Raw genomic sequence first — 12,143 nt, forward strand, 5'->3', positions numbered from 1 at the left:
CGCGCCCACGGAGAGGTGGCCGAGTGGTCGAAGGCGCACGCCTGGAAAGTGTGTAGGCGGGAAACCGTCTCCAGGGTTCGAATCCCTGTCTCTCCGCCATTCACCCTAAAAATCCAGACCCAGATCGATTGTCCTGTAGGAATGCGTCAGCGCCCCGGATGAGATGTAGTCGACGCCCGTTGCTGCGATCGCGGCCACGGTTTCTTTGGTCACGTTGCCAGAGGCTTCGGTTGTGATTTGCCCGTTTGCCATCGAAACCGCTTTGGACAGCATGTCTGGGGTCATGTTGTCTAACAAGACGACATCCGCACCTCCAACCGCAAGCACGTCTTCCAGTTGTTCCAAATGGTCCACTTCGATTTCAACCTTCATCATGTGGGACGCACGCGCCTTGGTTGCTTCGAGGACCGCCCGAACGCCTCCGGCGGCGGCGATGTGGTTGTCCTTAATCAGAATTGCGTCGGACAATGAAAAGCGGTGATTAAAGCCGCCGCCGTGCAGTACGGCCTGTTTTTCGACGATACGCAGGCCGGGCGTTGTCTTGCGGGTGCAGGTGATACGCGTATTGGTGCCTTTGGTTTCAGCGACCAGAGCGGCAGTCGCAGTAGCCACCCCTGTAAGGCGTCCGGCAAAGTTCAACGCCACACGTTCACCAGACAGGATCGAGGCTGCATTGCCGCGTATCTCCATCAGGGTCTCGCCCTTGGCGCAGCGTTGGCCATCTTGCACGTGGCGAACGATCTCAAGCGCAGGGTCGACCAGACGAAAGGCAAGCTCTGCCACTTGCATGCCGGACACCACCGCATCTTCACGCGCGTTTAGCCGAGCAGAGTAGGTTGTTTCTGGCGGTATGACCGTCAACGAGGTGACGTCGCCGTTGGATCCCAAATCCTCCATCAACGCCGCGCGGACAATCGGTTCTAGGATTAGATCGGGTAGGGCAGGAACGGTCATACGTTTTCCTTTGTGTATTTGTCTCGAAACGCCAGCGCCTGTTCAAGCGTCAGCATTGATCGTTGTCCGGGGCCGGAATGCGTCTGTGGAAAATCCGACCTGTAGTGTGCGCCGCGACTTTCTTCTCGCATCAAAGTCGCCGCCGCGATCAGTGTCGCGGTCGCCGTCATATTGAGAAATGCCGGTGAGTTTTGGTTTTCGGCTTCGAGCAGAGCTATGCGGGTCAACGCTTGGCGCAAACCTGTTCCCGTGCGAACGACGCCGACCAGATCCATCATGATCCCGCGCAGCTCTGCCGTGGCTTGCAAGATCGCTGTTTGGCAACTGGGTGCAAAATTTAGATCTACCGGTTCGGCATCGTCACAAGGCACATGCTTTGCAATGTCTCGCGCGCAGGTACGAGCAAACACCAACGCCTCTAGCAATCCGTTTGAAGCGAGCCGGTTTGCCCCATGCAGCCCGGTCGAGGCCGCCTCACCACAAACCCAAAGCCCGCCCAATGTGCTGCGCCCGGACAGGTCTGCCGCGACGCCACCCATATGATAATGCGCTGCGGCCGTGACAGGTATGGGCGACAGCACAGGATCGACGCCATTGCGACGACAGGCTTCAGTAACTGCGGGGAACTGCGACGCGATGTCGACGCCGATGGCCTGCCGCGTATCCAGCGCAGGTTGGAGGCCGGACTGGGTTTGCAGAAAGACCGCGCGGGCAACAATGTCCCTAGGCGCGAGCTCTCCATCCGGATGCAGTTCCGGCATGAACCTGTGACCGGTCTTGTCGATCAGAACTGCACCTTCGCCGCGCAGGGCTTCGGTGGCCAGTGGGCAGGGATCTTCGCCGACATTGATCGCCGTTGGGTGGAACTGAACGAATTCTGCATCTGCAATTTTCGCTCCGGCTCGCGCCGCCATGCCTATGCCCTGACCTCGGATACGGGTGGGGTTGGTTGTTTGCGCGTAAAGCCCGCCGGACCCACCAGTTGCCAATACATAAGCCGCCCCGTGCAACGCAATCGAGGGCGTATCTGATCCATTCGCCGGGGTCAGGTAGACGCCCTGAACCTGCTGGCCATCACTGTCAAAGCCGATGGCCTGCACCCCTTCAATTACTTGGATCGACGGCGTCGCACGTAGTGCGGTGACCAATGCGCGCATGATTTCGGCACCCGCCTGATCGCCTTTCACACGGACGACCCGGGCGGCCGAGTGGGCGGCCTCGCGGGATTGAACAAAGGCCCCGTCGCTGGTTCGGTCAAAGTCGGTGCCAAGATTTGACAGGTCAAGAATATGATCCGGCGCGGCGCGCGTGACGAAATCGGCTACCTCTTGCAGAACCGAACCGGCCCCTGCGCGCACTGTATCTTCGGCATGAGCCTCAGGGCTGTCAGTTTCGGCCATCGCAGCGGCGACCCCCCCCTGCGCCCAGGCCGAGCTGGCGCCGGTCCCCAGCGCCTCGGGCGAGATCATCACGACGGGTCGCGGTGCCAGTTTCAGCGCGGCATAGACGGCGGCCAATCCAGCGCCGATGATCACCACGCGCTTGGTGCTGACGTGTTGCATCCGCCCGGTCAGATACCCAGTTTGCGCGAAAGGTCTATCATCCGCTGAACTGACAAGCGGGCTTTGTCGGCCACATCTGCTTCAACTTCGACCTGTCCGGTCATGGTATCCAGCGCATAAAGCACTTTTTCGAGGGTGATCTTCTTCATGTAAGGGCACATGTTGCACGGACCTACAAAGTCGACCTCGGGCAGTTCGTCCGCAATGTTCGAAGCCATGGAGCATTCGGTGATCAGCAGCGCGTTTTCGGGTTTTTCATCCGTGACGTATTTGATGATGCCGCTGGTCGAGCCCGAGAAATCTGCCTCGGCCACCACGTCGGGGGGGCATTCCGGATGCGCGATCAGTCGGGTGCCCGGGTTCCATTCGCGGAAGTCTCGCAGGTCGCTGGCCGAGTATTGTTCGTGAACGATGCACGATCCTTCCCACCAGACAATGTTCTTTTGTGGAACGTCCAGTGCCACGTTCTGCGCCAAGTACTGATCAGGGGTCATGATGATGGTGTCGCTGTCCAGCGCCGCAACGATCTGTGCCGCGTTAGATGATGTGCAGCAGATGTCAGAGGCCGCTTTGACCTCGGCCGTGGTGTTGACGTAAGACACCACCGGTGCACCGGGATAACGACGGCGCATTTCGGCCACGCCGTCCGCCGTTATGGATTCGGCCAATGAGCACCCAGCTTCCATATCGGGCATTAAAACCGTCTTGTCCGGGCTAAGGATTTTGGATGTTTCGGCCATGAAATGCACACCGCATTGCACGATCACGTCCGCTTCGACCTCGGTTGCCTTGATCGCCAGTTGCAGGCTGTCGCCGCCGAAGTCCGAGATGCCGTGATAAATTTCGGGCGTCATGTAGTTGTGGCCAAGGACAACTGCATTGCGTTCGGCCTTTAGGTCGTTGATCGCTTTGACATAAGGCGCATAGATCGCCCAATCCATCGGCGAAACGACGCGGGACATGCGCGCATAGATGTCTTCCATGCTGGCTGCCAGTTCCGCTGAGGGGCTAAGGTCGTACTTTTCGGAAAGATGCGCACGCTGCGCAGGTAGGTCGAACACGGGTCTGATATCTGCCTGTTTTACACTCGCGGCACTGAATATGTGATTTGAAAGTGATTGACCACCGCTCCGCTGGGAAGAATGTTCCAAAATTCCCGGCATCCACGGAACTATATTGTTTTCGTGTGGGATTTTTCTGTTCTATGAGTGCATTTGCCGCGTAAGGCACCGAATTTCGACAGCTTTCCGTCCTTTGTCGCAAGATTGGCGCAATGCTGCCACATGGGGTGGCAATAACTCCGGTATTGCATCATTGGGTTGATCGTTGGCGACTGACCCCAAGGATGTGTCGCGGCGGTAACTACGGTTTGGAAACTGGAACTTACCGATTAGCGAAATGTAACAGTTGAGATATCAAGGGCAGCGACCCAAAACGAGAAAAAACCAAAGCGACGTGTTCTAGAAAAAGCGATCCCATCGCAAATAATCGAGCAGGACAGTTCGCGTTCGGAGGTTAAATGTTATTGTCTGTAGTCGTTCCTTGTATGAACGAAGAGGACTCTGTGCCGATGCTGGTCGAGCGTCTGGTCGCGGCAACTGATCCCTGGTCCACTGACCGGGAGATCGTGCTGGTGGATGATGGCTCTACCGATGGCACGTGGGACGAAATCTGCAAGCAGAGCGAAAGCCACGCAGGTGTTCGCGGCATAAAGCTGTCAACGAACCGTGGGCACCAAGTCGCTTTGACGGCGGGTTTGATGGCGGCCAAGGGGCAGCGGATTTTCATGCTGGACGCCGATTTGCAGGACCCGCCCGAACTGCTGCAAGATATGATGGCCATGATGGATCGCGGGTATGACGTGGTCTATGGGCGCCGCAGCGAACGCAAGGGCGAGAGCTGGTTCAAGAAGATGACCGCGCATGGGTTTTACCGGGTGCTGAATCGGCTGTCGGATGTGCCTATTCCCAACGATACGGGTGATTTCCGTTTAGTGAGCCGCCGCGCATTGGACGCGGTTTTGGATATGCCCGAGCGGTCCCGGTTCATCCGGGGAATGTTCGCTTGGGCTGGGTTCAAGCAGATTGGCATTGAATATGTTCGCGACCCGCGCGTGGCGGGTGAGACCAAGTACCCGATGTCCAAGATGATCCGTCTTGCGTTTGATGCCTTGTCCAGCTTCTCGATCAAGCCCTTGCAGATGGCCACCCGGCTGGCCTTTCTGACCTTGCTCATCGCCGCATTGATGGCTGTATACGTGTTCTGGTCACTGATCTTGTACAGCACGGTTGCTGGTTGGGCGTCGACCGTTTTGGTCATCAGCTTCTTTTCCGGCATTCAGTTGCTGACCCTTGGCATTATCGGAGAATACCTTGGACGGCTTTATGTCGAAGCAAAGGGACGGCCCTTGTTCTTTGTGGATGAACAGGTTGGCAAAGGTGTCGAAACTCTGTCCGAGAGAGCGCAGAAGACGTCATGAGTGAACCCAAACGCATATTTCGGTTTGCAGTGGTCGGAACCGGTGTCGCCGCATACTATTTTGTCACGTATCTTGGCCTGCTGCAGATATTCAATTCCCCTTGGATCGCAAACCTGCTGGCATTCGGGTCTGCAATCCTTATCCAGTATGTTGGCCAAACCGCTTGGACGTTTGGTAGGCCAGTGGTCGCGCCGGGTCAGTTTGGCCGCTTTTTGTGCATGATCGCGATCGGCTTAGTCGTTTCCTCGATGATAACGGGCATCCTTGCACCTAGGCTGGCCCTCGCCGAACCGGTCGCCGCCGGTTTGGTCGTAGTTGTTCTTCCCATCATAAATTTCGTGATCCTGCGTTTGTGGGTCTATCGCGAAGAAAGCTCAATTTAGAGAGTGGTCATGTCGCATATCTATTCCAACGAGTTCTTTGACTACATCGACCGTGGAGCGCGCAGCTCGGCTGTTCGGCTGATCGAAACGCTTCAATCCCATGTCAAACCAGACAGTGTCGTGGATTTTGGGTGTGGGCGCGGCGTCTGGTTGTCAGAATGGGCAGCCGCCGGGTGTCAGGATGTTGCAGGTGTGGATGGCGATTATGTCGATCGCGAGACATTGGCCATTCCAAAGGTCTGCTTTTTTGGCAAAGACCTGAGTCAGCCTGTCGATTTGGGCCGTAAGTTTGGGTTGGCTCAATCGCTGGAGGTAGGCGAGCATTTGCCCCATGAGGCATCGGCAAGCCTGGTTCAAAGCCTAACAACGCATAGCGATCTGGTTCTGTTCTCAGCCGCCGTGCCGGGGCAGGGTGGTGAGTTCCACATCAATGAACAGCCTTTGTCGTTCTGGCAGGGACTGTTCGCTGAGCAGGGCTATGCGGCCTATGACTGTCTGCGCCCCATTTTGTTCGACGATGCCTCGATCGAACCCTGGTATCGCTATAACAGCGTCCTTTACGCAAACGAAGCTGGCGCCGCGACGCTTCCGGCAGAGGTTCTGTCGACCGAAGTGAAACCGGGCGCGTTGAAAGAGGTGGGCACGTTCGGCTGGAATTTGCGGAAAATGATCGTTCGCAGATTGCCACAAACGGCGGTCACCAAAATAGCACAGGTCCGCGCATCCGTCATCGCGCGCTCGCACCGGAGCCAGTGATGAACGTAAGACCTCTGTGGCAGGACCTATTGCGCCTGTGGTTGCTGGCTTTTGCGGCTTTGCTGGTGATTTACGGGCCGCTGGTTATTGATCCGCTTGTGCGCCACGATGACTTCCCCGCACTGCTGGGGCAAAAATTTATGGCCCATCGAAAAGCCTTGGATGAAGGGCGGTGGCTGAATTATTGGTGGCAGTTCAGGCCGTTTCTGTGGTCTTCGCCCGTTAGCTTTGCCTTATACCTGATGGCCTGGGCCACATTTTCCGCCTGTACATCAATCACGATGCTCGGGCGCGAGGCACCTGGATGGTACAAGGGTTATTTTGCGCTGTTTGTCGCGCTTTCTATCCCGGCATTCATGATCGCATTTTGGTTTAACACGCTACTGCCAGGCGTTTGGATCATTACTTTTTATGCGTTGGGCGTCGTGTTCCTGCCGCATCGGGTTTCGGTCGCATTGCTGATCGTCGCGGTGCCGTTGTCCTTTATGGCCTATACAACTTATCCGTTCCTTTTGATGGCCTTGGCGCTGATGTCCTACAAGGCGCCGAAAACATACAAGAGCATGGCGATTACTCTGTTCGTGTTCTTTTTCAGCCTCGGTGTAGGTATGCTGTCCGTTTACAGTCTGAATTACATCTATCACGGTGTTTTTGGCATACCGATTGCCGACTGGCGCGCCCCGTCCGAGGTCCAATCAACCGAGGATCTGATAAGGAACCTCGGTAAGTTGCGCATCTATCTTCAAACGACGATTAGACAGCTTGGAGGCGGAGCGGCTGGCAGTGGCGTTGTGCTACTGGCATTCTTCGCTATCGGTTGGGGCATATTGTTCCGCTCTCAGCGGTTCGTTGCCATTACGGTGTTGGTTGCGATGTTGGCGGGTCTTGTACCGTTGCTTGGCAAATCGCTGATGTCGGGTGTTTTTGTCCCGGCCCGTGCATTTGGCTGGATTTGGCTATTGCTTGGGTTCACCTTTACCGCCGCGACTTTGCATCTGTCGTTAACGCCGGGAAGGGTGGCAAGCATCGCCCGGATCACAATTATGTACGTGCTTCTGATCAAGATAATTCTGTTTGGGCGCGCGGCGTATGTCAGGGTTCCACCATGGCAGGAAGCCACTCGGGACTTGGCTTCAGCGATACCTGACACCACGGAAACCGTGTATATCTATGGGCACTATCTTGGCCTGACAGGTGCAGGACCCGCCGGCATTCAGTTCCCCCGAGGTTTGAGGTTGCGTCTGGTTTATCTCACAGGTTTAGACGTCGTTATATGTGATGAGACACCCGACGAATGTGCAGACGTCGAGCCGCCGATTGATCCACGGGGTTGGACGCATATCCCAATTATAGAGTCCGAAGGTAATCAAACCTTCATGCTGATGCCTTACCCGCCGATCGGACCGTAGTCTGCGCGCATTTTGCTCATGCCGAAAAAAGCAATTTGTAACACTTAGGAGAAGGATTTATGAACGGGTTTCAGTTTAGCATTTAATCCAGTGGCGGGATGTTCGGCTTCTGGCCCTAGATAGCAGGCAAAATGATAGATCTGAGCGAATTGAAACCCTTGCGCAAAAGCCGCAACTACCTGATTTTTCAGCACCCCGAAAATGACAAGGCTTTGCTGAAGGTCAGGGTAGATGAGCCTGTCCGCAACCACCTTATCCCTCGATACGCCGAATGGCGTTATGGGAACCTGCGGCAATGGAACCGTGAGGCAAACGAATATCTGGCGGCGCTGCATCGTGGCCGCCCCGAGATTGAGCGTTTGGCGCGTTTTATGGGCTATGCTCCGACCTCGTTGGGGCCGGCAATTGTGGTCGAGAAACTGACAGGCCCGGATGGTGATCTTGCACCGACGCTGCATAAGGAACGGTTGGGCCTAAGGAATGATCCCGAAGGGTTGGAACGTCTGCGCCAGGAATTCATGGGTCTTCTGGATGATCTCGAAAAAGGCCGCATCATCGTTGGCGACATGAGCTATGAAAACATAGTGCGTGCACAAGAACGGGGTGGAAAACTCACTATCATCGACGGTCTGGGAGAGAGGGTTTTGTTCCCGCTTGCCTTAATCAGCGACTGGGCGTTTCGCTTGTCGATTCAACGGCGCCGCGATCGCTTGGGTGGCGGCTTCGGGTTTTGACCAAGCGGGTCTGAGATTTCACTAAGTCTTGAAAGCGTGCGGCTGCCTTAACTCTCAGGCTGACCGCCTGCTTGGTAGTATTAGTGGGCCGATCTCATGGCGGTAATGATCGCATGATGCAGTGACCCGGCCGAGGATCTGGGTCCATAAAGGCTAACATGGTCGGTACCGCGACAAAGGGCGAAACACCCAATATGGTGAATTGAACTGCGCGCCGCGTACCCGGGCTCAAACCGTCGCAGGTCCAATTGACACAGAAGTTCCAGAACCGCATTGATCCTATCGCCCTGCAAGTCGAACCGCGCCCAGGCATCCGTTTGTTCCGTGACCGAAGCTGTATCGCCAAAGATTGCCTTCACCTGATCCGCAAGGTCTGCGTGGCTGTCAAAGGGTGCTTCGATCATCCACTGGTCTGGCCCTGACCAAAAGGCGATCACCTGATCTCCGGTAAATCGCTGAACTTCGGGCGCTGGTGCCCCAATCAGCTTGGCCAAAGGCTTTTGCGCCTGTGTTTCCTTCCCACGGCGCGCAGCCACCGAGGCCAAAGCCACACCGGGGACTTCGGCACAGGTGACCGAACCAACCGTGTCAACACGCGGCTCAGACCCACCAAGGGCGGTTGTGGCGACAAGATCATGCACGAAGACGTTCTCCTTCGGGATCAACAAAATGGGCCGAGACGATTTCGACTTCGATCGTCAGGTCGGTCAGCGGGGAAACAAGGCGCATCTTCTCGCCCAGCCGTTCATCGCCGCGTTTCAGCAGGCCCAGGCCGATGTTGCTGTTCAGGCTGGGGGAATAGGCCACCGAGGTCACATATCCCTGATCATGCGCTGCATCGATGGGGCCTTCGACGTTCATAAGATGGCCTCCGGCAGTTACCTTATCTTCAGGAGTGATCGGCTTTAGCCCCACCAGTTTCAATATGTCCGGTGCGGTCAAAGCCTCTCGCTCGGACAAAACCGACCCGATACTGTCCTTGTTCTTTGAGACCATCTTGCCCATGCCAAGGTTCAGAGCCGTGGTGGTTCCGTTCAACTCATTGCCGACCGGGTGGCCTTTTTCGATACGCATAACACTTAGTGCCTCGGTGCCATAGGGCGTGACGTCAAACTCCTCACCCTCAGCCATCAACCGTCGCATCAACGCGTCGCCATAGCGCGCGGGGACGGCAATCTCGAATGCCAACTCGCCCGAGAACGAGATGCGGAACAGCCGTGCCCGCAGCCCACCGCAGACAGTGATCTTGCCGCAGGCCATGAAGGGAAACGCCTCGTTCGAGATGTCGAATTCGGGGTCTACGATCTTTTGCAGAAGCTTGCGCGAATTTGGCCCTGCGACCGCGTATTGCGCCCAGCCGTCTGTGGTCGAGATCAGCTGCACATCCAGGTCTGGGAACAGGCACTGGCGCACAAATTCCATGTAGCGATAGACACTTACAGCGTTTGCGGTTGTGGTGGTGACGACGAAATGATCCTCGGCAAGACGCGCGGCGGTGCCGTCATCCATGACCATCCCATCCTCGCGCAGCATCAGGCCATACCGCGTTTTGCCGACCGCCAGCTTGGCGAAGCCGTTGGCGTAGACGCGGTTGAGGAAATCGGCGGCATCCGTGCCTTGAACGTCGATCTTGCCCAGCGTGGTGCAATCGCACACCCCGACCGAGGCTCGAGTCTGGCGCACCTCACGGTCGACGGATTCGCGCCATTGCGTTTCACCGGTTTGAGGGAACCACTGCGCGCGCAGCCAGTTCCCGGCCTCGACAAACACCGCTCCGCGCTCCTTGGCCCAATGATGTGACGGGGTCAGGCGGGTTAGGTGGAACTCCTTGCCAATCATCCGTCCTGCAAACGCGCCGATAGGAACGGGCGTGTACGGTGGGCGGAAAATGGTGGTGCCGGTTTCGGGGATCGACTTGCCCGCGACCTCGGCCATGATCGCAAGCCCCGTGATGTTCGAGGTCTTGCCCTGATCGGTTGCCATGCCCAGCGTAGTATAGCGTTTCAGATGCTCGACCGAGCGGAAGCCTTCCTGATAGCTGAGTTTCACATCCTTGACGGTCACGTCATTCTGCTGATCAACCCATGCCCGTTTGCAGCCCTGCACATACCAGAACGGCTCTTGTGCAATGGGCGAGTCCTCGGTCTCGGGCAAGTCGGGCAGGGTGGTTAGGTTCAGCGCGGTGGCGGCTGCTTGGGCACCTGAGCGAAGCGCGCCATGGGTCGACATGACTCCATTGGCAGCGCCAGCGACGGTCATGCCGACCGGTAGGTTTTCTCCCGGCACGAATGAAGCAAGGGCTTCGTTCCAAACAGGCTGCCCGCGCTGGTGGCAGGTCAGGTGGACATTCGGGTTCCAGCCGCCTGACACGCCCAGCGCGCCGCAATCCAGCATTCGGGTCGAGCCATCGGGCAGGGCGATCTCGACAAAGCTCAGGCCTAGACGACCCTTGGTGTTCAAGACCTGCGCGCCCTTTAAGACCTCGTAGTCATAGCTGAGCGGTGCGTCTTCGCGCACATCCACAACGGCTGCAATCTTCACGCCCTTGGCGTGCAGGTCGGCGGCGGTACGGTGACCGTCATCATTGTTGGTAAAGATCGCCACGCGCGGCGCGGCGGTTACTGCAAAGCGGTTGGCGTAGGTTCGAAGCGCGCTGGCGGTCATGATGCCGGGTCGGTCATTGTTTTCAAACGCAATCGGCCGCTCGGTCGCCCCGGCACACAGCAGCGCCTTTTGACTGTAGATCCGCCACAGTATCTGGCGCGGTTTACCGGCGGGCAGCGAAGGCAGGTGATCGCCGGTCCGTTCCACGGCCCCATAGATGCCGTGGTCAAACGCTCCGATCACAGTAGTGCGCGGCATCAGCCGGACGTTCGGCATGGCGGAAAGTTCGGCAACGGCCTGTGCCGCCCAGTCGGTTGCGCTGTGGTCGCCGACCGAAAAGGTTTCGCTGTTCAGACGTCCGCCGAGCATGAAATCCTCATCCGCCAGTATGACATCTGCGCCCGCGCGTCCGGCGGTCAGCGCTGCCATCAGACCTGCAGGCCCGGTACCGATGATCAACAGATCACAATGACGGAAGCCTTTGTCATATTCATCCGGGTCAGGCTGCATCGACAGCGACCCAAGGCCAGCGGCGCGGCGGATGATCGGCTCGTACAGCTTCTCCCAAAATGCGGCGGGCCACATAAAGGTTTTGTAGTAGAACCCTGCCGACAGGAAGTTAGAAAACATGTCATTCACGGCCATCGCGTCGAACCGAAGACTTGGCCAACGGTTTTGCGAGTTTGCGATCAACCCGTCAAACATCTCGATGGTCGTGGCGCGGGTGTTGGGTTCTTTGTGCGCTCCGCTGCGCAGTTCCACCATACCGTTGGGTTCTTCGGAACCCGCCGTTAGCAACCCGCGCGGACGATGGTATTTGAACGACCGCCCAATCAGCCGCACATTGTTGGCCAGCAGCGCCGAGGCCAGAGTATCGCCGGGATGCGCGGTATAGCTGCGCCCGTCAAATCGGAAGTTCAGGGTCGTATCGCGGTCGATCTGCCCGCCGGTCAGCCGGTTCGCTTGTGTCATTTCGAACGTCCCCGCGCGCGGGCCACATCGCGGGCCAGTTCCACCTTGGAAATCTCATGGGTCAGTGTGTTGCGAGTGATGACCAGCCAAGACCGATCCCCGGCTTCGTGATACCACAGCTCTTGATGCTCACCGGCGGGGTTGTCGCGCAGATAGGCATAGTTATAGAACGCGTCGGCGGCATTTTCGGCCATCCCGTCAGGCCGGTCGATCAGGGAGGCATCGCCCAGATATGTGAACTCCGAAGCATCGCGGGGCCCAAGCAGGGGGTGGTTGATGATCATGTCCGT

Annotated in this window: 11 protein-coding genes and 1 tRNA gene; 6 read left to right on the forward strand and 6 right to left on the reverse strand. The window is 57.4% G+C overall.

Features of this window, described 5'->3' with window-relative positions:
- The first annotated feature begins 9 nt into the window (after window positions 1-9).
- A tRNA-Ser gene (locus GOX73_RS03075) sits at window positions 10-99 on the forward strand.
- 6 nt (window positions 100-105) lie between these two features.
- Here the strand turns inward: GOX73_RS03075 and nadC are convergent.
- The 3 genes from nadC to nadA are packed head-to-tail and all read right to left on the reverse strand — an operon-like array spanning window position 106 to window position 3,577.
- Window positions 106-954, reverse strand: a complete 849-nt coding sequence (gene nadC / locus GOX73_RS03080) for a carboxylating nicotinate-nucleotide diphosphorylase (RefSeq protein WP_171123070.1) — start codon at window positions 952-954, stop codon at window positions 106-108.
- Window positions 951-2,516, reverse strand: coding sequence for an L-aspartate oxidase (locus tag GOX73_RS03085; protein ID WP_171123072.1), 1,566 nt, complete (start codon window positions 2,514-2,516; stop codon window positions 951-953). Before GOX73_RS03085 ends, nadC begins: the two co-directional genes overlap by 4 nt.
- An 8-nt stretch (window positions 2,517-2,524) precedes the next feature.
- Window positions 2,525-3,577, reverse strand: coding sequence for a quinolinate synthase NadA (gene nadA, locus GOX73_RS03090; protein ID WP_171123074.1), 1,053 nt, complete (start codon window positions 3,575-3,577; stop codon window positions 2,525-2,527).
- 458 nt (window positions 3,578-4,035) lie between these two features.
- On the opposite strand from nadA, the gene GOX73_RS03095 reads away from it, so the two are divergent.
- The 5 genes from GOX73_RS03095 (at window position 4,036) to GOX73_RS03115 (ending at window position 8,277) form a co-directional block, all read left to right on the forward strand.
- Window positions 4,036-4,995: a glycosyltransferase family 2 protein gene (locus GOX73_RS03095; RefSeq protein ID WP_171123076.1), complete on the forward strand. Its 960-nt coding sequence runs from the start codon at window positions 4,036-4,038 to the stop codon at window positions 4,993-4,995.
- On the forward strand, window positions 4,992-5,378 hold the full coding sequence (locus GOX73_RS03100) for a GtrA family protein (RefSeq protein WP_171123078.1): 387 nt from the start codon (window positions 4,992-4,994) through the stop codon (window positions 5,376-5,378). Before GOX73_RS03095 ends, GOX73_RS03100 begins: the two co-directional genes overlap by 4 nt.
- Before the next feature lie 9 nt (window positions 5,379-5,387).
- On the forward strand, window positions 5,388-6,134 hold the full coding sequence (locus GOX73_RS03105; RefSeq protein WP_171123080.1) for a methyltransferase domain-containing protein: 747 nt from the start codon (window positions 5,388-5,390) through the stop codon (window positions 6,132-6,134).
- Entirely contained in the window at window positions 6,134-7,543 is a 1,410-nt protein-coding gene (locus GOX73_RS03110) for a hypothetical protein (protein WP_171123082.1), read from the forward strand. Before GOX73_RS03105 ends, GOX73_RS03110 begins: the two co-directional genes overlap by 1 nt.
- Before the next feature lie 131 nt (window positions 7,544-7,674).
- Complete coding sequence (locus GOX73_RS03115) at window positions 7,675-8,277, forward strand: YrbL family protein (protein WP_171123084.1); 603 nt, start codon at window positions 7,675-7,677, stop codon at window positions 8,275-8,277.
- A gap of 80 nt (window positions 8,278-8,357) precedes the next feature.
- Here the strand turns inward: GOX73_RS03115 and GOX73_RS03120 are convergent, their stop codons facing one another.
- The 3 genes from GOX73_RS03120 to GOX73_RS03130 are packed head-to-tail and all read right to left on the reverse strand — an operon-like array spanning window position 8,358 to window position 12,137.
- A complete protein-coding gene (locus GOX73_RS03120) occupies window positions 8,358-8,918 on the reverse strand; it encodes a sarcosine oxidase subunit gamma (protein ID WP_171123086.1) in 561 nt (186 codons plus the stop codon).
- Window positions 8,911-11,853 carry a sarcosine oxidase subunit alpha family protein gene (locus tag GOX73_RS03125; RefSeq protein WP_171123088.1) on the reverse strand — a complete coding sequence of 981 codons (2,943 nt, stop codon included), beginning with the start codon at window positions 11,851-11,853 and terminating at the stop codon, window positions 8,911-8,913. Before GOX73_RS03125 ends, GOX73_RS03120 begins: the two co-directional genes overlap by 8 nt.
- On the reverse strand, window positions 11,850-12,137 hold the full coding sequence (locus GOX73_RS03130) for a sarcosine oxidase subunit delta (protein WP_171121233.1): 288 nt from the start codon (window positions 12,135-12,137) through the stop codon (window positions 11,850-11,852). Before GOX73_RS03130 ends, GOX73_RS03125 begins: the two co-directional genes overlap by 4 nt.
- Between the last annotated feature and the right edge of the window lie 6 nt (window positions 12,138-12,143).

It is taken from the genome of Ruegeria sp. HKCCD7221 (genome assembly GCF_013031225.1).
In the GTDB taxonomy this organism is placed as follows: Bacteria; Pseudomonadota; Alphaproteobacteria; order Rhodobacterales; family Rhodobacteraceae; genus Ruegeria.